Origin of the sequence: Streptomyces mobaraensis NBRC 13819 = DSM 40847, assembly GCF_017916255.1 — a bacterium.
In the GTDB taxonomy this organism is placed as follows: domain Bacteria; phylum Actinomycetota; class Actinomycetes; order Streptomycetales; family Streptomycetaceae; genus Streptomyces; species Streptomyces mobaraensis.
In genome coordinates, this window is record NZ_CP072827.1 from 984,506 (window position 1) to 1,004,665 (window position 20,160).

General features: G+C 71.9%; 19 protein-coding genes. 4 read left to right on the forward strand and 15 right to left on the reverse strand.

What is annotated here, in order from left to right:
* Positions 1 to 27 precede the first annotated feature (27 nt).
* On the reverse strand, positions 28 to 1,275 hold the full coding sequence (locus J7W19_RS03610; RefSeq protein WP_004938385.1) for an MFS transporter: 1,248 nt from the start codon (positions 1,273 to 1,275) through the stop codon (positions 28 to 30).
* Positions 1,276 to 1,292: 17 nt separating this feature from the next.
* On the opposite strand from J7W19_RS03610, the gene J7W19_RS03615 reads away from it, so the two are divergent.
* Positions 1,293 to 2,516 (forward strand): ROK family protein, encoded by a 1,224-nt coding sequence (locus J7W19_RS03615; protein WP_040887506.1) that lies wholly within the window; start codon positions 1,293 to 1,295, stop codon positions 2,514 to 2,516.
* Positions 2,517 to 2,539: 23 nt separating this feature from the next.
* Here J7W19_RS03615 and J7W19_RS03620 read toward each other — a convergent pair whose 3' ends face one another.
* The 5 genes from J7W19_RS03620 to J7W19_RS03640 all read right to left on the reverse strand — a co-directional run bounded on the left by J7W19_RS03620 (position 2,540) and on the right by J7W19_RS03640 (position 6,206).
* The gene (locus J7W19_RS03620; protein ID WP_004938391.1) at positions 2,540 to 2,935 is read right to left on the reverse strand and encodes a PIN domain-containing protein; all 396 of its coding nucleotides are present in this window, start codon (positions 2,933 to 2,935) and stop codon (positions 2,540 to 2,542) included.
* A complete protein-coding gene (locus J7W19_RS03625) occupies positions 2,932 to 3,219 on the reverse strand; it encodes a hypothetical protein (RefSeq protein WP_004938394.1) in 288 nt (95 codons plus the stop codon). The genes J7W19_RS03620 and J7W19_RS03625 overlap by 4 nt, the downstream gene beginning before the upstream one ends.
* 124 nt (positions 3,220 to 3,343) lie before the next feature.
* Positions 3,344 to 3,916 carry an ATP-binding protein gene (locus J7W19_RS03630; RefSeq protein WP_078587607.1) on the reverse strand — a complete coding sequence of 191 codons (573 nt, stop codon included), beginning with the start codon at positions 3,914 to 3,916 and terminating at the stop codon, positions 3,344 to 3,346.
* A 227-nt stretch (positions 3,917 to 4,143) separates the two neighbouring features.
* A complete protein-coding gene (locus J7W19_RS03635) occupies positions 4,144 to 4,458 on the reverse strand; it encodes a hypothetical protein (RefSeq protein ID WP_004938400.1) in 315 nt (104 codons plus the stop codon).
* 548 nt (positions 4,459 to 5,006) lie between these two features.
* Positions 5,007 to 6,206, reverse strand: a complete 1,200-nt coding sequence (locus tag J7W19_RS03640) for a geranylgeranyl reductase family protein (protein WP_086025211.1) — start codon at positions 6,204 to 6,206, stop codon at positions 5,007 to 5,009.
* Between the two features lie 307 nt (positions 6,207 to 6,513).
* On the opposite strand from J7W19_RS03640, the gene J7W19_RS03645 reads away from it, so the two are divergent.
* Entirely contained in the window at positions 6,514 to 7,899 is a 1,386-nt protein-coding gene (locus J7W19_RS03645; protein ID WP_004938408.1) for a dipeptidase, read from the forward strand.
* 140 nt (positions 7,900 to 8,039) lie between these two features.
* On the opposite strand, the gene J7W19_RS03650 is transcribed toward J7W19_RS03645, so the two are convergent.
* The 4 genes from J7W19_RS03650 to J7W19_RS03665 are packed head-to-tail and all read right to left on the reverse strand — an operon-like array spanning position 8,040 to position 14,204.
* Positions 8,040 to 8,435 carry an Imm7 family immunity protein gene (locus J7W19_RS03650; protein ID WP_004938411.1) on the reverse strand — a complete coding sequence of 132 codons (396 nt, stop codon included), beginning with the start codon at positions 8,433 to 8,435 and terminating at the stop codon, positions 8,040 to 8,042.
* Between the two features lie 5 nt (positions 8,436 to 8,440).
* The gene (locus tag J7W19_RS03655) at positions 8,441 to 13,216 is read right to left on the reverse strand and encodes a putative T7SS-secreted protein (protein WP_004938413.1); all 4,776 of its coding nucleotides are present in this window, start codon (positions 13,214 to 13,216) and stop codon (positions 8,441 to 8,443) included.
* The gene (locus tag J7W19_RS03660) at positions 13,213 to 13,785 is read right to left on the reverse strand and encodes a hypothetical protein (protein ID WP_004938415.1); all 573 of its coding nucleotides are present in this window, start codon (positions 13,783 to 13,785) and stop codon (positions 13,213 to 13,215) included. The genes J7W19_RS03655 and J7W19_RS03660 overlap by 4 nt, the downstream gene beginning before the upstream one ends.
* On the reverse strand, positions 13,782 to 14,204 hold the full coding sequence (locus J7W19_RS03665) for a hypothetical protein (RefSeq protein WP_004938418.1): 423 nt from the start codon (positions 14,202 to 14,204) through the stop codon (positions 13,782 to 13,784). Before J7W19_RS03665 ends, J7W19_RS03660 begins: the two co-directional genes overlap by 4 nt.
* Before the next feature lie 267 nt (positions 14,205 to 14,471).
* Between J7W19_RS03665 and J7W19_RS03670 the strand changes: the two genes are divergently transcribed.
* Together J7W19_RS03670 and J7W19_RS33740 are read left to right on the forward strand one after the other, a co-directional pair.
* On the forward strand, positions 14,472 to 15,365 hold the full coding sequence (locus J7W19_RS03670) for a sigma-70 family RNA polymerase sigma factor (RefSeq protein WP_004938421.1): 894 nt from the start codon (positions 14,472 to 14,474) through the stop codon (positions 15,363 to 15,365).
* Between the two features lie 281 nt (positions 15,366 to 15,646).
* Entirely contained in the window at positions 15,647 to 15,928 is a 282-nt protein-coding gene (locus tag J7W19_RS33740) for a transposase (RefSeq protein WP_078587609.1), read from the forward strand.
* Positions 15,929 to 16,143: 215 nt separating this feature from the next.
* On the opposite strand, the gene J7W19_RS03680 is transcribed toward J7W19_RS33740, so the two are convergent.
* The 5 genes from J7W19_RS03680 to J7W19_RS03700 form a co-directional block, all read right to left on the reverse strand.
* Positions 16,144 to 16,539, reverse strand: coding sequence for a contact-dependent growth inhibition system immunity protein (locus J7W19_RS03680; RefSeq protein ID WP_040887508.1), 396 nt, complete (start codon positions 16,537 to 16,539; stop codon positions 16,144 to 16,146).
* 209 nt (positions 16,540 to 16,748) lie between these two features.
* Complete coding sequence (locus J7W19_RS03685) at positions 16,749 to 17,039, reverse strand: hypothetical protein (protein ID WP_004938425.1); 291 nt, start codon at positions 17,037 to 17,039, stop codon at positions 16,749 to 16,751.
* Between the two features lie 30 nt (positions 17,040 to 17,069).
* Positions 17,070 to 17,666 carry a hypothetical protein gene (locus J7W19_RS03690; RefSeq protein ID WP_004938427.1) on the reverse strand — a complete coding sequence of 199 codons (597 nt, stop codon included), beginning with the start codon at positions 17,664 to 17,666 and terminating at the stop codon, positions 17,070 to 17,072.
* Between the two features lie 115 nt (positions 17,667 to 17,781).
* Entirely contained in the window at positions 17,782 to 18,819 is a 1,038-nt protein-coding gene (locus J7W19_RS03695; RefSeq protein ID WP_004938430.1) for an NUDIX hydrolase, read from the reverse strand.
* A 336-nt stretch (positions 18,820 to 19,155) separates the two neighbouring features.
* Positions 19,156 to 20,136, reverse strand: coding sequence for an ROK family protein (locus tag J7W19_RS03700; protein WP_004938432.1), 981 nt, complete (start codon positions 20,134 to 20,136; stop codon positions 19,156 to 19,158).
* Positions 20,137 to 20,160: the final 24 nt, after the last annotated feature.

Here is a 20,160-nt window from a genome sequence, read left to right on the forward strand (position 1 = left end):
AGGGTCCGGGGCACTCCACCGCCCCCGTCAGACGCGCCGCGTCCACCCCCGCGTAACCCCACTGATCAGCGCCGACATCGCAGCCAACACCGCAACGGTCGTCAGCGCGGCAGGCAACGAGAACCGATCCGCGAGCAGCCCGATCGCCGGCGGCCCCAACAGCATGCCGCCGTACCCGAACGTGGACGCCGCGGCAACCCCACCAGGCCCGGTCAGCTCCCCCGCGCGCCCGATCGCGACGGGAAAGATGTTGGCGAGCCCCAGCCCCGTCAGGGCGAAGCCGACGAAGACCGCCCACAGCGCGGGAGTGAGGGAGGCGAGGAGCATGCCGACGGCGGCCGTCGCCCCGCCGAAGACGAGCGTCCGCGTCTGGCCGAGCCGTTCGAGCATGGCGGTGCCGGACAGCCGGCCCACGGTCATCGCCAGCGCGAACACGGAGTAACCGATGGCCGCGGTGCCCGCCCCGGCGCCGATGTCCTGCTGGAGGTGCAGGGCCCCCCAGTCGGCGAGCGCCCCTTCGCCGTACGAGGAGCACAGCGCGATCAGGCCGAAGACGACGACGAGTCCGCGCCCGCGCACGGGCGCCTTGGCCCGCCGCGACGCGCTCCCGGAACCGGAACGAGGACCGGAACCGGAAACGACCGTCTCCGGCGCCCTCGGTGCCGGATGGCCGAGCAGCACCCGCCCGGCGACGACGGTGACGACGAGCCCGACGGCGGTGAGCATCAGCAGGTGATGGGTCACCGCGAGACGCCCGGCGACCAGCCCTCCGAGACCGGCACCGAGCATGCCGCCGACGCTGTAGGCCGCGTGGAAGCTGGGCATCACCGGCCGCCGCAGTGCGGTGACGAGGTCGACGGCCGCGCTGTTCATGGCCACGTTGATGCCGCCGTAGGCGGCGCCGAAGACGAGGAGGACCAGGCCGAGGGCGGGCGCGGACCGGGCGAAGGGCGGCAGGGCGATGCCGACGGCCAGCACGGCCGCCGTGACGACGGTGACCGGGTGGCTGCCGAAGCGCCGGCACAGCCGTCCGGTGAGCATCATGACGGCGACGGCACCGGCCGAGACGCCCAGCAGGGCGAGGCCGAGCGCGCCGGCGGAGGCGCCGGTACGCTCCTTGATCGACGGGATGCGGACCACCCAGCCGGCGAAGAGGAAGCCGTCGAGGGCGAAGAAGACGGTGAGGGCGGTTCGGAGGCGGCGTAGCGACGGATCGGCCGGGGTGACACGCTGTTCCCCCCGAAGGGCCGTCCGTATTTTGTTTAGCGTCGGCACAAAGTCAGAATAGGGGTGTGACCCAGACTCGGACAACACGTTTGGAGCGCGGCCGGGCCGCTCTCGGCCCCGCCCTGGAGCTCGTCCACACCGGGCGCGCCCCCACCCGCGCCGTGCTCACCGCCGAACTCGGCGTGACCCGGGCGACCGCGGGCGCCGTCGCCGCGGAGCTGGAGGCACTCGGCCTGATCCGGGTGGACGCCCGTCCGACGGCGTCCACCGGCTCGCAGGGCCGCCCCTCGCACCGGCTGTCCGTCGCGCCCGACGGGCCCGTGGTCCTGGCGGCGCAGATCCACGCGGACGGCTTCCGGGCCGCGCTCGTCGGCCTCGGCGGCCGGATGGTCGCGACGGCGCCCGGCTGCATGACGGTCCCCGCCGACCCGGCGCACATCATCGACGCCGTCGTGGAGGCGGGCGCCGGCCTGCTGCGCTGGACGGGCCGGCACTGCCTGGGCGCGGGACTCGCCGTCCCGTCGGCGGTGGCCGAGCCGGAGGGCACCGCCCTCAACCCGCTGCACCTCTCCTGGCCCGCCGGGGCACCGGTCCGCGCGCTGTTCTCCGAAGCGCTGGCCAAGGCGGGCGTCCTCGGGCCGGCCGGCCTGCCCGTCACCGGGATGGCCGGCAACGACGTCAACCTCGCCGCCCTCGCCGAACACCGCCACGGGGCCGGCCGCGGCGCCCGCCACCTGCTGTGCGTGGCCACCGGCCACCGCGGCGTCGGCGGCGCGCTGGTCCTCGACGGACGTCTGCACAGCGGGAGTTCGGGCCTGGCCCTGGAGGTCGGCCATCTGACGGTCAACCCGGCCGGGCTGCCCTGCCACTGCGGCAGCCGCGGCTGCCTCGACGTCGAGGCCGACCCGGCGGCCTTCCTCACCGCCGCCGGACGCACACCGGGCCCGGACAGCTCCCTCCTCCACCAGGCCACCGAGCTGCTCCGCACCGCGTACGACGACCCGTCGGTCCGCGAGGCCGCCGAACTGATCGCCGACCGCCTCGGCCTGGGCCTCGCCGGCCTCGTCAACATCCTCAACCCCGACCGCATCGTCCTGGGCGGCCTCCACCGCGAACTCCTGGCCGCCGACCCCGACCGCCTCCGCGCCGTCGTCGCCGACCGCAGCCTGTGGGGCCGCAGCGGCAGCGTCCCCATCCTCCCCGCCACCCTCGACCACAACAGCCTCATCGGCGCGGCGGAAGCGGCGTGGCAGCCGGTACTGGACGATCCGCTGGGGGTGCTGGGCTGAGGAACCCTGAAGGTGACCGGCCGCTATGAGAAGCCCAGCATGCCGGGGGAGTCGATATCGACCGTGACCACTCCCGGCGGGTAACTCTCCTCCCGGTCGGTCAGCAGGATGGACAGCCCCGCGAAGTCCGCTCGCGGCATCGCGCAATACAAGGCGTGGCAGACGTCGGGACCGCCGTAGCCGTCACGGACCATCGCGCCGACCGCCACCGCCGCGACGGTGTCGAGGCTGTCGACGGCGATCGAGGAGAAGGCGAGAACCTGACGAGAAGCGTCCTCGGCGACTTCCGCCTGCATCAGGCAGGTGGCCGGAACGATGAGCCGCTCGCCCGGCGATCGCCCGGCATTGCCCGCGAGGAGGCTCAACGTCTTGTGACCCCGCGCGAGCGCCGTGACGGCGCCGGTGTCAAGGATGATCACGCCGCATTGCCCCGCGCGGCGGTCCGGACCTTCTCGGCGGCGATCTTGTAGATGTTGCCGAGGACATCAGGCGCCTGCTCGAACTCCTCGTCGCTGATGTCCAGCCCGATGAGACTGCGGACGACCTCCCGGTCGGCCGCCAGGCGCGCCGCGCGTTGCGCGGCGGTCGGCTGCTGCGCCACCAGTTCTTCCACCACCTGGCCGATGCTGAGTCCACGCTCCTTGGCCAACTCGGCGAGGTGGTCGCGCGCTTCCCGGGAAACCTGGATGGTCGTCGTCGCCATAGCTTCACTATAGGTTGGCTACGTCGTGCCGGTCCGGCGTTTCGGTCATCTTCCGTTCCGCACCTGGCGGGCGCGAAAGACGTGGAGGCCGCTCCCGGGACACGCGCCCCGGGGGCCGCCGGGCCTACACCGGCGAACGCTCGCGCGCCACCGCCGGCACGGCCCCCGCGCCCGCCGGGTGCAGGGCCGCCGGCTCGGTGAAGGCGGCGGTGCCGAGGGAGGTCAGGGAGGCCGTCGCGCGTTCGAAGGCCACCGCCGGCTCGGCGCCGCGGTCGCGCCAGGGGTCGGCGGCGGGGGCGGAGGCCGGTACGAGCAGGGTGAACCACACCGCCTTCCCGCCGTCGTGGCGCGGCTGCACACCCCAACCGGCGCTGAGCGCCGCGACCAGGGCGAGGCCGCGCCCATGGGTGCTGGCCTCGTCCGGAGCGCCGACGCGGGGCAGCCGGGGATCGTGGTCGCGTACGGAGACGGTCAGCCGGTCGAGCATCAGGGTGATCTCGACCGTGCACCGCTTGTCCGGCTCAGCGTGCTGGTGGACGTTGGTGAGGAGCTCGGTGACGCCGAGCGCGGCGGGATCGATGAGCGGATCGAGATGCCAGTAACGCAACTGCGCAGAGACGATTCTGCGCACCTGCCGGATCCGCTGCGGCAGGGCCTGGAGCTCGACGGTGCAGTGCTTGTTCACTCGGCTGATCACGGCTGCGACTCCCTGAAGAAGTAGGGCTAGCCTGATGCAGATGCGTGGCGCGGTGCGCGCCCGTCCCGGTCCGGCGGGCGGGCCGGACCGCACGACGGAACCGATCCGGAACGCGACCGTCGATGAACCCTCAGTGATGCTGTACGCCTCAAGGGTCGGCCTTCACCGTCGCGGGCGCAACTCGTGCGCCCCCACCGTGCTCCCGTGCCGCCCCCTGTTTCGCGCGCTCACTCCGGCCCGTCGCCGCGCGCGGCCTCCACCGCCTCCAGGAACCGGCGGACCGCCGCCTCCGGGTCCTGGCCCGACTCCCCGAGATCGAGCACGTACCGGTTGCCGTTGAGCGTGGCCCGGGCCCGGTCGCGGGCGGCGAACCAGGGTTTTCGTGCCTGCACGGCGTCCACCGGAGCGCTGTCGATCTCCACTCCGTAGCTGGTCAGGAGCTCCAGGCGACCGTTGTGGATCTTCACCTGTCCGGCGCGGGTGAGCGAGCGGAGCGACTTCTCGATCCGTACCCCCGTCGCCTTGAACTCCGGTTCCGCCACGGTGCACCGCCTTTCGGCTCGGCCGATGGTTGTCTGCTGCGCAGTGTGCCCGCGAGCCGACGCCCGCACCAGGGGCCGATTTTCGTTCTCGTCCACGAGCCCGGGGCACGCACCGACGGCTCCCGGCCGGAGGGCGCACACCGGACGGACGGGGACGGACGGGAAGGGCCGCGAACGCCCCGCCACTCGCCGCACCACCTGCGCGGACCTCCCGACGAGCGGCGTGGCGCAGCCGGAACACGCCCGGCGGCGCACCGGCGCCTCCCGGCGCGGGAAACGGACCGCTCGGCCGATCCCGTGCGACGAACCGCCGGGAACGCGCCCCGCGACCGGAGCGCGCCCGTACGCGTGCCAGGGGTTCGGGCGCCGGGCGGCCTCCGTCGGGCTCGGTCCGGGGCCGCCGTAGAGCCCGGCCCGGGAGCTCGGCTCAGGATCCCGCTCGGATCCTCACGTTCGAACCGGTCGGCCACCCGCCCCCCGTTCCGGGCCGACACTCCGCTCCCCCGAGCCTGTCGACGCCTCTCCCCGGGGCCGGCCGACGGGCCGCCTCAGGGCCGCGCGGCCGGCAGCCGGTCCGCCGCGGAGACCAGCCGGCGCGCCACCGGATGCGTCCGGACGATCTCGCCGAGGGTGGTCGCCCCCTGGGTGATCCGGGCGAACGCCCGCCACGCCGGGCCGAACCCGGTGACCGCCGCGTGGAAGACGCCCGGCTTGCGGGAGTACAGGGCGAGGATCCGGCGGCCCACGCCCATCTCCACCCCCAGCCCGGCCTTGACGGCGAACGCGTAGTTGAGCGCCTGGCGGCGGGCGTCGACGGCGTCCTGCGCCTCGGCGATGCGCACCGCCCACTCCCCCGCCAGCCGGCCGGAACGCAGCGCGAACGAGATGCCCTCGCGCGTCCAGGGCTCCAGCAGCCCGGCGGCGTCGCCGCAGACGACGACGCGGCCGCGGGAGAGCGGGGAGTCGTCGGCGCGGCAGCGGGTCAGGTGGCCGGAGGAGATGCTCGGCTCGAAGCCGGACAGGCCCAGGCGGGCGATGAAGTCCTCCAGGTACCGCTTGGTGGCGGCGCCCTCGCCGCGGGCGCAGATGACGCCGACGGTGAGGGTGTCGCCCTTGGGGAACACCCAGCCGTAACTGCCGGGCATGGGGCCCCAGTCGAGCTGCACCCGGCCGGCCCAGTCCTCGGCGACCGACGGCGGGACGGGGATCTCGGCCTCCAGGCCGAGGTCGACCTGGTCGAGCTTCACCCCGACGTGCGCTCCTATGCGGCCGGCGCTGCCGTCGGCGCCGACGACCGCGCGGGCCAGGACCGTCGAGCCGTCGCCGAGCACGACGGCGACGGTGCGCCGGTCGGGGACGGCGGGTCCGTGCTGCTCGACGCGGGCGACGGTGACGCCGGTACGCACCTCGGCGCCGGCCGCCTTCGCCGCCTCGACCAGGCCGGCGTCGAACTCGGCCCGGTTGACGAGCCCGAAGAGCATCTTCTTCGACCGGCGGGTGCGGGTGAGCTTGCCGTCGAGGGAGAAGGTGACGGCGTGCACGCGGTCGCGCAGCGGCAGTTCGAAGCCGGGCGGCAGGGCGTCGCGGGACGGGCCGATGATGCCGCCGCCGCAGGTCTTGTAGCGGGGCAGTTCGGCCTTCTCCAGGAGCAGGACACGGCGTCCCGCGCCGGCCGCCGCGTACGCCGCCGAGGCTCCGGCGGGCCCGGCGCCGACCACGACGACGTCCCACACCGGCTCGGCGCCCATGGGCCCGCCGTCCGCGGACACGTCCTGCGCGGATACGTCCTCCGCATCCGCCGGCACGTCGTCGCGACCCGTCTCCCGGGCTGTGTTGTCGCTGCTCACCTGTGCTTCCGCTCCCGCTCGTCCGCCGCCGCCGGCCGTGCCGGCCGTACCGCCCGCATCCTACGGCCCGGCCGCGCGGCGCCCCGCCCCGGGAAGCACGCCGGACCACCGGCACCGCCCTGGGACTCCGTGGGGTGCCATGAAAGGATCGAGGCCGTCAACCCTGCCCGTCCGTACACCACAACGTGGTGCCCCCGAGGAGCGTTCCATGGACACCGTTCCGGCCCCCCGGCCCGACTCCGCCGCGCTCGCCGCGACCGTCGCCTCCCTCCAGCCCCGCGCCCGCGCCGAACTGGCCGAACTGGTCGCCTTCCGGTCGGTCGCGGACGAGGCGCAGTTCCCGAAGAGCGAGTGCGAGGCGGCGGCGGAGTGGGTGGCCGGGGCGCTGCGCGCCGAGGGCTTCGAGGACGTCGCGCTGCTGGACACCCCGGACGGCACCCAGTCCGTCTACGGCTACCTGCCCGGCCCGGCGGGCGCCCCGACGGTGTTGCTGTACGCCCACTACGACGTGCAGCCGCCGCTGGACGAGGACGCGTGGCTGTCCCCGCCGTTCGAGCTGACGGAGCGCGACGGCCGCTGGTACGGGCGCGGCGCGGCCGACTGCAAGGGCGGCTTCATCATGCACCTGTCGGCGCTGCGCGCCCTCAAGGAGCACGGCGGGGTGCCGGTGGGCGTCAAGATGATCGTCGAGGGCTCGGAGGAGCAGGGCACGGGCGGTCTCCAGCAGTACGCGGAGGCGCACCCGGAGCTGCTGGCCGCCGACACCATCGTCATCGGCGACGCCGGCAACTTCCGGCTCGGCCTGCCGACCGTGACCGCCACCCTGCGCGGCATGATGCTGGTGCGGGTGGAGGTGCAGACGCTGGGCGGCAACCTGCACTCCGGCATGTTCGGCGGCGCCGCTCCCGACGCGCTCGCCGCACTGATCCGCACCCTCGACTCGCTGCGCGCGCCCGACGGCTCGACCGTCATCCACGGCCTGGAGCCGGAGGGCACCTGGGACGGCCTGCAGTACCCGGAGGAGGACTTCCGCTCCGACGCCAAGGTCCTGGACGGCGTCGACCTGATCGGCTCCGGCACGGTCGCGGACCGCCTGTGGGCCCGCCCCGCCGTCACCGTCCTGGGCATCGACTGCCCGCCCGTCGTCGGCGCCACCCCGTCCGTCCACGCCCGCGCGGCGGCCCTGATCAGCCTGCGCGTCCCGCCGGGCGTCAACGCCGCCGACACGGCGAAGCTCCTCCGCGCCCACCTGGAGTCCCAGGTCCCGTGGAACGCCCGGGTGACCACGGAACTGGTCGGCCAGGGCGAGCCGTTCGCCGCCGACACCGCCAGCCCCGCGTACGTCTCGATGGCCGAGGCGATGCGCGTCGCCTATCCCGGCCAGGAGATGCAGACCGCCGGCATGGGCGGCTCCATCCCCCTCTGCAACACCCTCGCCGCCCTCTACCCCGACACGGAGATCCTCCTCATCGGCCTCAGCGAGCCGGAGGCCCAGATCCACGCGGTCAACGAGAGCGTGTCCCCGGAGGAACTGGAGCGCATGTCCCTGACGGAGGCCCTGTTCCTGCTGAACTACGCGGAGTCCCGGCGGTAGCCTGCCCTCCCAACACCGACTGAAGACGCTCGGCATTGGGAGAACAGCTCGACGGCCGGGCTGTTCTCCCTTTCAATATCCCACCGGCCCGCCATGGTCGTGCCACGGACCCTGGAATACCGATTGAACTTCGCTGCACGTCAATCCTCAATAAGCGGATTGACAGGCGAGAGGAACGGATCCAGGCGAATCTGCACTTCCCCCCTCGCCATGACCCGGACACGGAAGGCCCCCTGACCCGGCGGATCGTCCATATCAGCCGAACGTTCATAGAGAAGACCCCAGGATCCGGGGAACCGAGTAGCGATGTGACGCAAGAGCTGGTCAATCTCCTCCGCTTCATCACGTCGACGATTCATCAAACCATTAATGAAGACGAAGTACTCCCCATTGTGCTGACTGAGCCGGGCCTCGCCAGTCGCCCAGTCGACATCTTCGATGAAGCTCCTGAGCTGCACAATGCCTGCTTCCAGGCTCCCTGAGTCCGACTCCTCGGGCGACTCGGAGATACCAAACCATCCGTGAAACTCATACACGTTCCTCACCCCAAAGGCGTAGTGTCGATAACCGGATCGATATTGTAACGTCGGCCATACTCTCTCAGCTTGGCTATGACACCGGGACCAGGCTCACCTTCAAAATGAAAGTAAGGTTTGCGTCCGCTCTGTATTGCATGCTCGAAGGTCGCCTTGACCTGGTTCCTCAGGGCACTCCCCATCTGCATGCCGCCCGGCTTCGATTGCGCTACATACTCATCACTGACCGCATCGATCTCACGCCCCTTGGGGTCGTGCTCGAAACGGACGCGGGACTCTCCGCCAAGCCGTTCAGCCAAGGCATCTGCTGCCGGGTCAGGTTTCCTAACTTTTATCAGCTTCCCGAGCCCGCCGTTGTTCTCATATGGAGCCAAACCCAATGGGTCCGTCCACCGATGAGGGTTGTCGACATAGGCAACGGGATTCGGTGCCGCTTCCAAGCACAGCGGGTCCGGTGTGAAATATCGCCCCGTCTCCGGGTCGTAATAGCGATGAAAATTGTAGTGCAAGCCCGCTTCAGGATCGAAGTACTGCCCTGGGAACCGCAGTGGCGTGTAAGTCGAGCTGTCCGTCGCCCAAGCCGTAGTCCCCCACAGCGTGGCGCGCGAGCGCCAAGCCGTCGTGCCCGTCTCGTCGATGAGCTCCGTCGGTGTGCCGACCAGGTCGGTGACGATCGCGAAGAAGCGTCGGTCGATTTCGCGTTGGGGAGCCTCGGCCGCCGATATGCGCTCCGTTTGGGCGACGGGGTGGAGGCCGTCGTGGTCCCAGGTGAGGGTGACGGGGTTCGGCAGGTCCGTCGAGGTTGTCGTCTGCTCCGCCAGGGTCGGGCCGTCCCAGGTGAAGTGCACCTGTTCCGCGACGTCGCCCGCCGGCGTCAGGCGGTGCTTGGCCGTGCGGCGGCCGAAGGGGTCGTAGAGGTAGCGCCACTTCGTGCCGTCCGGGGTGATGACCTCGGTCAGGCGGTCTTCCGCGTCCCAGGAGTAGCGCCACGTCTCCGGCTTCCGCGACAGGCGGGTCTTCTGGCGGACGACGACGCGGCCTTGGGCGTCGTGTTCGTAACGGATCCGGCCCGCCCGGACGATGCGGGTGCCGGTGTAGGTGCGGGGGCCGTGGGCCTCCGCGCCCGGGTGGTCCGTGGGCCAGGATGCCTGCGTCTGGTTGCCCGCCTCGTCGTACGCGTAGCGCTCCGTCCAGCCCTGGGCGTGGACGGCGGTGACTCGGCCCGCCGTGTCCAGGTCGAAGGTGCGCGGCCCCGTCGTCGAGTCGGTGATGCCGGTGAGGGAGCCGTCCTGGCGGTAGGTGAAGGAGCGGTGCTGGAGGGGGTCGTTGTCGGGGGCGGACGTGAGGGTCTGTGTCGTGAGGCGGCCCGCCGCGTTCCAGGCGTGGGTCAGGGTCAGACCCTCGCCGAAGTGGCGCGCCACCTCGCGGCCCGCCGCGTCGTGTTCCATTGCGAAGGCGTGCCCGGAGGCGGTCAGTCCGGTACGTCGGCCCGCCGCGTCGTACGTCCACGTCGTCACCGCGCCCCCCGGCGTCACCCGCCGAGTGCGTCGGCCCAGCTTGTCGTAGGTGTACGACAGGGTCCGGCCATTCGCCGTCTCCGACTTGACCCGGCCCAGGCGGTCTCGGGAGTACACCAGCGTCACATCCGGACCGGCAGCCTCCACCAGGCGGCCCGCCGCGTCATGCGCATACGTGGTGACCTTGCCCGCCGCGTCCTTCCTGGTGATCCGTCCCACGGGGTCGTAGTGGTAGCCGATGGTCTCGCCGAGGCCGTTCGTCCGCTCGGTCAGCCGGCCCGCCGCGTCGTGCGCGTACGTCAGGGTGCGGCCGTCGAAGTCCGTCTCCGACGTGAGGCGTCCGGCCGGGTCGTACGCGTACGTCCACGTCAGGCCCTGGGGGTTGGTGACCGTCTGGAGCCTCAGTTCCGTGTCGTGGGTGAAGGTGTGGCGAACGCCGTCCGGGGTGGTGCGGGCGGTCAGGAGGTCGAAGTGGGTGTATTCGTTCCGCGTCACTCCGCCCAGGGCGTCGGTGTGGGTGACGCAGTTGCCCTCGCCGTCGTAGGTCCAGCTTTCCTCCGCGCCGTCCGGGTCCGTGCGGCGGGCGAGCAGGCCCTCGGTCGTCCAGGCGAGGCGGGTGGTAGCGCCCAGCGGGTCGGTGACGGCGACGGTGCGACCGAAGGCGTCCCGCTCGTAGCGGGTCGTTCCCCCGAGGGGGTCCGTCACCTCCGACGGCAGGCCCGCCGCGTCGCACCGCAGCCGGGTGACGTGCCCGAGCGCGTCGGTGACGGCTGTCAGGTGGCCGGTCTCGTCGTAGGCGTACCGGGTCGTGGCGCCGGAAGGGTCGGTCACCGACGTGCGGTTGCCCGCGGCGTCGTACGTCTGCCGCCACGTCGCGCCGCCGGGTTCGGTGATCGTCTCGGGGAGGCCCAGGGCGTTGTACTCGGCGGTGCTCTCGCTGCCGTCCGGGCGGCGCACCGAGAGCAGGTCGCCCGCCTCGTCGTAGGAGAAGGCGGTGGTGTGGCCCAGCGGGTCCGTGCGCGCGACGAGACGGTCCCGGCCGTCCCAGGTGAAGAGCGTCGTCGCACCCGTGGGGTCCGTTTCGGCCACCAGTCGTGAGCGTTTGTCGAAGACGTGGCGGCTGGTGTGGCCCAAGGCGCTGGTGAGGGTGGTGACGCGCAGCCCGGTCTCCGGATCCGGGTCGCCGTACTCCAGGGTGCACCGCAGGTGCCCCGCCTCGCCGGTTTCGTGTACGCAGCGGTCGCGGTCGTCGTACTCGTACCGGTAGGAGCGGTCGTTGCGGTCCGTCCAGGACGTGGGGCGGCGGCGGTCGTCGTAGGTGAAGCGGAGGGGCAGGCCGGAGGAGTTGACGACCTCTGTCAGGTTTCCGTCCGCGTAGCCGTAGCGCATCAGTTCCACGTCGCCCAGGTGCAGGGCCGTGACCCGACTGCCGTGGGTCGTGATGCGGATGTGGTAACCGGCGTGGTGCGTGATGCCGGTGGGGACGCCCTCGTCCGAGTAGTCGAAGGTGATCCAGTGGCCGTTGCGGTCGGCGATCTGGTCCAGCAGGGATATCTCGTGCCGGTCGTCGCCGCATGGGATCGGGGCAGTGAAGTGCCAAGTGCGGTTCCCGCGCACGTCCGTGACGGTGTAGCCGCCCTCCTCCGTGGGCTCCAGAGGCCAGCGAGGGCCGTGTGACGGGAGGGTGGGGACGCCGGGGGCCGGATGGGGGTAGGAGAGGATCATGCCGTCCTCGCGGACGAACACGACGCCCTTGGCGTCGATCTCCAGCCGCTGGTCGACCGTGCTCGACCAGGAGGGGCCGAACCAGTGGCCGGCGCGGTAGTCGGAGCCCACTCTTCGGGTGAAGGCCAGCGGGAGGGCGCCGGGGAGGCTGACGTCGGTCTGGGCGAGGAACATGTAGCCCGAGGCCAGGTCGACCGGGTCGGTTCCGCCGCAGTCGCGCTGACCGTCCTTCTTCGCCGCACCATGAGGGTCGTTGTTGAACTGCCCGCGGCCCGCGCCCGCTTCCCGCTCGGCTTCCTTGCCCAGCCCCCGGAGGCCCCGGGCGCCCGCCTCCTCCAGACCGTGCTCGGCCACGTTCACCGCCGCGCGCCGGGCCGCCGTCGCGCCGACGCTGGTCCCACCGCTGGCCAGGCCGGTCAGCACGTCGAAGCCCAGCCGCCCGGAGGCTTCGGAGGGATCCTTGCCCCAGCCGGTGCCCAGCAGGGACGAGGGTATCCGGTCGGGATGGTTGGCCAGGGTCATGATCCCTGCCCCCATATTGGTCATATGGGTCAGGTACTGCCCCGGGTGCGTGACGTTGTACGGGTCGATCGGCGCCACTGTCCGGACGAACTTCACCGCGCCCGCGGCGCCCTTGGTCATACCGCCGGCGAAATGCGTCAGCTCGACGCCGGCGGCCGACTCGAAGTCGCCCAGGTTCATTTCCATGCGGTCGCTGAACGCCGGTTTCTTCGGGGCGTGGGCCAAGGCGCCCTTGACCGCCGCCGCCGCGGCTTCCGCCGCGCTGTTGCGCTGGGTACGGGCGTTGGTCAGCACCTCCTGCGCGTGCTGCATCTTGTCGGCACCCGCGTTCGGGCAGGAACCGGGCGGCGTCGGACGTGTTCCCGGGTCCTTGCCGCCGTCCAGCTTCGCGTTGTATTCCTTCGCCGCCTTGTCGAACGCTTCGACCTGCGCCTTGTAGGCGTCGAACGCCTCCTTCTGCTCCCGCTTCCCCTCCTTGTAAAGGGCGATGGCCTCCTTCGCCTTGCCCTGAGCCCAGGTGACCGTTTCCGCGTACCGGGTCAGCGCCTTGGCCGCGTCCTCGCACGCCTTCGCCGCGTGGCCCCACTGCGGAGGGTGCATGGCGAACTTCTCGCGGAAGGCGTCCGCGCCTTTGCCCTTCCAGTGCTCGGAGTCCAGCCGGGACATGCCGTCCCGGACGCGTCCGAACGCCGCCGCGAAGTCGGACAGGTGGGATGCCGAGGAGCGGATCTTCCCCGGTTTCCCGTGGATCAGCTCATTGGCCTCCTCCGTCTCGCCCAGCTGCTGTTCGCTGACGTGGGCGCCCATCCGGGAGGCGAAATTGTCACCGAAGTCGTCCACGCCGTCGGCCAGGCCGTGCATACCCACCGCGTCGAGCCCGTCGCCGACCTCGTGGGAGACGTATCTGACGCCCTTGCCGACCTGCTTCTTGCCCTCGTCCCACAGCCCTTCTGCCTTGTCGCCGACCTTGTCGACGCGCTTCTTGAGCCCATGGCCGAGGTCACCCAGAAAACTCATCCGTGCTCCCCCGCCCCGGCGACGCGCTTCGCGGCCTCAGTCGCGCCCTCCAGCAGGTGGCGCCTTGTGTCGATGTGGTCCTTCGCCACGTCCTTGCCGGTACGCACCGCGTTGTCGAAGGCGTCCTCGAAGGACTTCTCGCTGTAGTCCACGTGGGCGAAGTTCCCGTGCTCGCGCAGTTCGTCCATCGACATCTTCTCGACCTGTTCGTCGGAGAGCGTCGGGTCCGCTCCGAACGCGGCCACTCCGACCTTGAGCGTCCGCTTGACGTACTGGTCCTCTTCGTAATAACTGCCGGCGGACAGCCCCACCCGGCGGGCGAACTGGTTCCCGTCGCGGACCAGCGACCGCACGCCCCACTCCCAGCGCTCGCAAAAGGACTTCAGCGCGCTGGTCAGGCCGTCGTGACCCGTTTCCATACCGGTCATCCGGATGTCGGAGAAGCCTCGGCCCGCCGCCGACTCCCCGGCCATTCCGAGTTCCTTCAGCTCGGCGAGAGCGGCCGTGAGGCCCTGGGCTATCTGCCCCAACGCTTCCTGGTTCGCCGCCAGATCGGATCCGCCGCTCATGCCGTCTCCCCTCCCGCGGTCGCCGGGACCGCCGCCTCGTCCGGTACGACACCTGCCACCGGAGGCAGGAAGAAAGGCGTGTCGCCGCCCATGTCCAGCGCCACGCCGGTCGGTTCGCCGACCGCCGGAATCACCACGTCCAGGAGGCGGGCGCCGAATGTCGTGACGTAGTCCACGGCCGCTTCACCGGGCCGGACCGCCACCCCGCACGCATCTGCCCGAGCCATCACGAACCGGGCCAGGGCCGCCTCGTCGCAGAAGGCGTGGATCCACCCCACGTCCTCGTACGTCGCCGTCCACAATCCGCCGCGCTCGTCGAGCGGTACGACGACCGCCGACCTCCGGAAGGCCCCCACGACCTCCGCCGGTTCGACTTCGCCCGCGTACAACGCCGTTAACTGTTCACGCAGTGTCAGCACACCGATTCCTCCTGGCTCAGGACAATACCGTGTGCTCTGACGAGGACACATGGAGTATCCCATTCCCTTTGGGGTCGGGGGTCGGGGGTCAGGGGCTGAGAGCCGGGGGCCGTCGCCGTCGAATGCCTTCGGATCGACCGGCCTGTGATCAGGCACACGTTCATCGCCCCGCTGTCACATTCGTGCCGTCCGGCGCGTCAGTGTTCCGGTCGGGCAATCAGGCGGGCGTGGGATGAGGGAACGCCCCCGCGAGCGGAACGGCGAGGAATGGACAGCGCGAACGACACCGAGTTTCTGGCGCGACGGTTCGAGGAGCACCGGTCGCATTTGCGGGCGGTCGCCTACCGGATGCTGGGGTCGCTCGCCGAGGCCGACGACGCGGTGCAGGAGGCGTGGTTGCGGCTGAGCCGGGTGGACGCCGGTGAGGTGGAGAACCTCGGGGGGTGGCTGACGACGGTCGTCGGGCGGGTCTGCCTCGACATGCTGCGCGGCCGTACGGCGCGGCGCGAGGAGCCGATGGAGGAGCGGCTGCGGCTGCCCGATCCGGTGGTCAGCGCGGTGGACGGGGTGGATCCCGAGCAGGAGGCGCTACTGGCGGACTCGTTGGGGCTGGCGCTGCTGGTGGTGCTGGAGTCGCTCGCTCCGGCGGAGCGGCTCGCGTTCGTCCTGCACGACATGTTCGCCGTGCCCTTCGACGAGATCGGGCCGGTCGTCGGCCGTACCCCCGCCGCCGCCCGGCAGCTCGCCAGCCGCGCCCGCCGACGGGTGCAGGGCTCGGCGCCCGCCCCGGATCCGGACCTCGGCCGGCAGCGCCGGGTCGTCGACGCGTTCCTGGCCGCCGCGCGCGGCGGCGACCTCGACGCGCTCGTCGACCTGCTGGACCCGGACGTCGTCGCACGCTCGGACGGCGGCGCCGCGCGGACGTTCAACGTCGTACGCGGCGCGGAGGCCGTGGCGCGGCAGGCGTCGCGGTTCGCCCGCGTCGCCGAGGCGGCACGCCCCGCGCTCGTCAACGGCGCGGCCGGAGTCGTCGCGACGGCGGGCGGGTCGCCGTTCTCGGTCATGGCCTTCACCGTCGTGGCGGACCGGATCGTCGCCCTCGACATCCTCACCGACCCGGAGCGCCTGGCGGCACTGGATCTCGCGGTGCTCGGTCGCTGAGAGGGCAGAGGGAGTGACTGAGGCGTCGGGAATTCACCCGGTCTGCTTGGCGGTGGGCGTGCTCACAGCCGACAGGGCCGATTCGGTGCCGACCGGCCCTGCCTGGCGGTGAAACGGATACCGTCTCCGTGGTCACCGGGGGTTCACGGGCGCGAGTTACGAGTCGGACGCGAGCCCTGAGACCGCGTTTGGGGTGTGTCATGTCCCGTTGCTGAAGCGTTCGTTGAGTTCAACGTGAGCGGTGTCGGGGGTGAGCATCCGTCGGACTTGACGGATGAGCAGTGGGGCACTGGTGGAAGCCGTTGCTCCCGCCGACGCGGGTAGGACGGAAGGGCGGCGGCGGGAGAAGCAGTTCGCGGCGGCGGATCGTCGACACGATCTTCTACGTGATGCGGACCGGGCGTTCCTGGCGGCAGCTGCCGGAGGACTTCGCTCCGTGCCGACGGTGTACTGGTGCTTCACGTGGTGGCACGACGACGGGACTGTTGAGCGCAACCATGACATCCCGCGCGGCACGGTCCGTGAAACTGACGGCCGCGACGCGGAGCCGAGCACAAGCATGATCGACGCGCAGTCCGTCCGCACCGCCGACACCGTCCTCGCTGCCACCAGAGGGCCCGATCCTGGCCGTCGACGCGGCGTCATGGTCCGCCGGCTCCCCCGGAGCCGTGCTGCTACGCGCTCCAGTCCACGACTGCTCGTGCGGCAATCCTCATAGACAGCCTGCCGACATAGACAGCCTGCCGACCCCTCGTCGGCGGCGACTGCTGTCGGCGAGCTACTGCGCCAAGAACGCCTCGACCTCGCGTTTCACAGCTGGCGGCACGTCGGCCAAGTCCGAGAGGATCATGCGGACCTCCCGCCCGAGTTCGGGGGCCTCCTTCCAGACATCCGCACTCCTGGTGAGCACGGCGGCCAGCAGATCGCCCTCGTACATGTCGCCTTCCGCCAGTGGATCGACCCGGAGGACCCCCACCGCCAGGGGCAGGAGATAGGCGAGGCCCACGTCTTGCCTGATCAGCAACCGCATGTCCTCGACCGTCAGGCTGCCGATGGGCTTGCGCCGAAGCTCGCGCACGGCCGCCGTCAGCCGGGTCTCGCCGCCCGACGGGGCCGCCCAGCGGTCACGCTCAAGCTCCTCAAGGGAGCGGTCACGGTTCACGAGTCGAGTCACCGAACGATCGTCCCATGTCAGATCTCAAAGGCGTGCCGACCGCTGGGCCGCGACCTTACGCGTCCCCCCTGCCGGGCTCGGCGGACGGGTGCTTCGCCTGGCCGGCCACCGATGCCCGGCAGGGGGCGCGCCGGGCTATGCGTCCAGGTACCGGTACTTGATGTCTGCCGGTGCGGTGTGGAGTCGGCCGCCGCGGATCTGCCATCCGGTCATGCCCTCGGCCTCGTGGCTGACCAGGAACAGGCCCTGGACGAGGTCTCCGTCGTCGTCGGAGGCGGGGAGCCGGCGATCTCGTTGATCCGGTCGGTGAACCAGTCCAGGGCCGATTCCCGGATGTCGGCGCCGTAGAAGACGTGGTGGGTCCAATTGGCCTGCTGCCGGGGACAGCTCCATCCGTTGCTGTCGTGGTCGTCGTCGTAGGTGGCGACGATCTCCTGAACGGCGGCGAGTCGCGTCGCGTCGCGCTCCAGCCGTCCTCTGATCGATACGTAGGTACCCATGGGCGTTGCCTTCTCTGTCGGGCGCGGGCCTTATCCGGCCGCGGGGATCCGCTCGGCCACGGCGTCGATCCCGGACGCGCGCAGTCTCCTCGCCAGGAGTTCCGTCTCGGGGAGGGTTCCCCAGCAGTCACCGTCCAGGACACGGCGCGACAACGCCCTCGCGCTCGCCAGGTCGACGCCGAGCGTGGCCCGGAGGACGCGCATGATGACGGCGGCCGTCGGCGGCGGGGTGCGGATGCGCAGCTTCGCAGGTCCGTGTGCGGCGAGCATCTGGTCCCGGCGTTCGCCCGGCGGTTCCCCGCCGCACGCGGCGAACGCCGATCCGCAGGCCGCGCAGGTCGATTCCGCGTCCCACCGCAGGCGGCCGTCCGGCAGGAGGGTCTGGACGCCGTGGTGGTCCGTCGCCGCGCCGCAGTCGGGGCACGGTGCCGCGTAGGTGACGGCTTCCGTGACGGCTGCGGTGACGGTTCGCTGTTCCGTCGACGCTGCTGGTGGAAGCGGTGGTTCCGCCGACGCGTCGGGGGCGGGCCGCGATTCGGCCGACGCGGCCGGGGCGAGCGGCGGCTCCGCCAACGTCTGCGCGGCGAGAGGCGATTCCGCCGACGCCCCCGGTGCGAACCACACCATCCCGCTCAACCCCATCCCCCACCCCGGACATCGTCATGCTCCCGCAGCCCGTCCGAGCGCCGCCCGCCCGAGCGCCGCCCGCGGGCGTCCGGCGCGTCCCCGTCCCGTTCCCGCCTCACCCGACCGGCACCCCCGCCTCCAGGTTGAGCGGGCACCCGCGTTCCCGTGCGCGGAGGGCCCAGCGCAGGCGGCGGTGGCGGACGGGGGGCAGCAGGGCGCTCGCCTCGTCCTCGGTGACGAAGCGCCAGCCGCGTAGTTCGGCGTCGGGGAGCAGCAGGCGGCGGGCCTCCGCCTCGGTGAGCCGGCCGCCGTCGAAAAGGAAGCGGAGGCCGCCGAAGCCGGGGGGCCGGGGTGGTTCCCAGTCCACGACCAACAGCTTGGGGACGTGCGGCAGTTCGATGCCGATCTCCTCGGCGACCTCGCGCATACCGGCCCGCGCCGGCGCCTCGCCCGGTTCGACGATGCCGCCGGGGAACTCCCAGCCCGGTTTGTAGGTGGGGTCGACCAGCAGTACGCGGTCGTGTTCGTCGAAGAGGAGCACCCCGGCGGCCAGCGTCTCGGCCTTCGGCTCGGGCGTCTCGACGATCTGGCAGGGCCCGGCGGAGCCGTCGCGGACCGCCCGGGCGACGTGTTCGGCCGCCTCGCGCGGGGTGAGCCGCCCGGTGTCGACGACGAACGTGTCGTCCGAAAGCCAGGTCAGCGCCTCCTGGTAAGCGTCGACGTGGTCCCTGGCCCACTGCCGGACGGCCTCGCTGCGGACCGGGTCGGCGGGGTCCTCCACCCGGCCGTCGATCCGCTTGCGCAGTATCGTTTCATCGCAGGCCAGCAGGATGTGCCGGACCGGTATCCGGCGGGCGGCGAGCGTGCCGAATATCTCGTCCCGGTACTCCTGCCGCAGCAGTGTCATGGGGACCACGAGCACCCCGCCGACCTCCGCGAGCAGCGCCGCCGCCGTGTCGGCGACCAGGCGCCGCCAGATCGGCAGGTCCTGGTAGTCGTCCACCTCGGCCAGCCGTCCGGGCGGCAGGAGATGCCGCAGTCCCCCGCCGACGATCTCGGGGTCGTAGAGGTGGCTTTCCGGCATGAGCCCGGTCAGTTCCCTCGCGGTGCTGGTCTTTCCCGCACTGAAAGCGCCGTTCAGCCAGACGATCACGGTTCCCCCTCCTCCGAGCGGCCCCCTTGCGATGCCCGGAACACCTTGCCACGGAAGGACGGACGAGCGGGATGGGGCCCTCGGTTCACCGGCGCACCCGTCGTACGGTTCATGCCTCCCGGCAACCCCTTGGGTCTCAAGCACCTCAGGCACCTCAAGACCTCAAGTCCTCAAGTGACGTAGGTTTCCCGGGACTTCCCCACACCGTTCACGAGCAAGCGGACACCGGCAGCGAGCACCGGCAGCGAGCACCGAATCGTACGGCTTCCCCCGCGGCCCTGGGCGAAACCCCGTACCCCCATCCCCCTCCCCCCTACGCCGCTCGTCCCCACCGCCTCACCCCCACACCCCCACCGCCTCCGCCGCTGCCGCCGCCGCGCCCACCACTCCCGCGTCGCCGCCGAGTTCGGCCGGCACGACCTCGATCCCGGCGGCGAAGGACAGCGTCGCGTAAGCACGCAGATGCCGGCGCAGCGGTGCGAAGAGGACGTCCCCCGCGCCCGCGACGCCCCCGCCCACCACCGCCACCTCGATCTCCGTAAGCACCGCCGTCGCGGCGATGCCGGCCGCCAGTGCCTGGGCGGCGCGGTCGAACGACGCGACGGCGAGGGGATCGCCGGCGCGGGCCGCCGCGGCGACGCCCGTCGCGCCCGCGTCCCCGTCCGGCCCGGGCCGCCAGCCGGATTCGGCGGCCCGGCGGGCGATGTTGGGCCCGCTGGCGATGCGTTCGACGCAGCCTCGGGCGCCGCAGGGGCACGGATCGCCGTCCAGGTCCACGCTGATGTGACCGATGTGGCCCGCGTTGCCGGTGGGGCCGGGGTGCAGGCGTCCGCCGAGCACCAGACCGCCCCCCACCCCCGTGGACACCACCATGCACAGGGCGTTGGCCCGGCCCCGCGCCGCGCCGCGCCAGTGTTCGGCGGCGGTCATCGCGACGCCGTCGCCGACGAGGGCGACGGGCAGCCCGCCGACCCGTCGCCCCACCTCCGCCACCAGCGGAAAACCGCGCCAGCCCGGCACGTTGACCGGGCTGACGGTACCGCGCGAGGCGTCCACGGGCCCGGCGCTGCCGATGCCCACCGCGCGTACGCGTCGCCAGTCGGCGGACGCGGCGAGTTCGTCCAGCACCTCCGCCACCGCGCCCATCACCTCCTCCGCGTCACCCTCGGCGGGGGTACGGCGCCGGGAGCGGACGAGGAGCCGCCCCCCGACGTCCACCAGCGCGCCCGCGATCTTGGTGCCGCCGATGTCGAGAGCGGCGACGAGAGCGCCCGGTTCGGTGAGCGTGGGGGACGACGGCGGCATGGCGGACGGCATGGGGAACGGTCTCTCCTGCTCCAC

Excerpts from the sequence above, each read along its gene's own strand:
- J7W19_RS03625 (WP_004938394.1), bottom strand. The coding sequence starts at position 3,219 with ATGGCGACGACGACCATCCAGGTTTCCCGGGAAGCGCGCGACCACCTC.
- J7W19_RS03645 (WP_004938408.1), top strand. The coding sequence starts at position 6,514 with ATGGACACCGTTCCGGCCCCCCGGCCCGACTCCGCCGCGCTCGCCGCG.
- J7W19_RS03655 (WP_004938413.1), bottom strand. The coding sequence starts at position 13,216 with ATGAGTTTTCTGGGTGACCTCGGCCATGGGCTCAAGAAGCGCGTCGAC.
- J7W19_RS03640 (WP_086025211.1), bottom strand. The coding sequence starts at position 6,206 with ATGGGCGCCGAGCCGGTGTGGGACGTCGTCGTGGTCGGCGCCGGGCCC.
- J7W19_RS03670 (WP_004938421.1), top strand. The coding sequence starts at position 14,472 with ATGGACAGCGCGAACGACACCGAGTTTCTGGCGCGACGGTTCGAGGAG.
- J7W19_RS03690 (WP_004938427.1), bottom strand. The coding sequence starts at position 17,666 with ATGGTGTGGTTCGCACCGGGGGCGTCGGCGGAATCGCCTCTCGCCGCG.
- J7W19_RS03660 (WP_004938415.1), bottom strand. The coding sequence starts at position 13,785 with ATGAGCGGCGGATCCGATCTGGCGGCGAACCAGGAAGCGTTGGGGCAG.
- J7W19_RS03700 (WP_004938432.1), bottom strand. The coding sequence starts at position 20,136 with ATGCCGTCCGCCATGCCGCCGTCGTCCCCCACGCTCACCGAACCGGGC.
- J7W19_RS03685 (WP_004938425.1), bottom strand. The coding sequence starts at position 17,039 with ATGGGTACCTACGTATCGATCAGAGGACGGCTGGAGCGCGACGCGACG.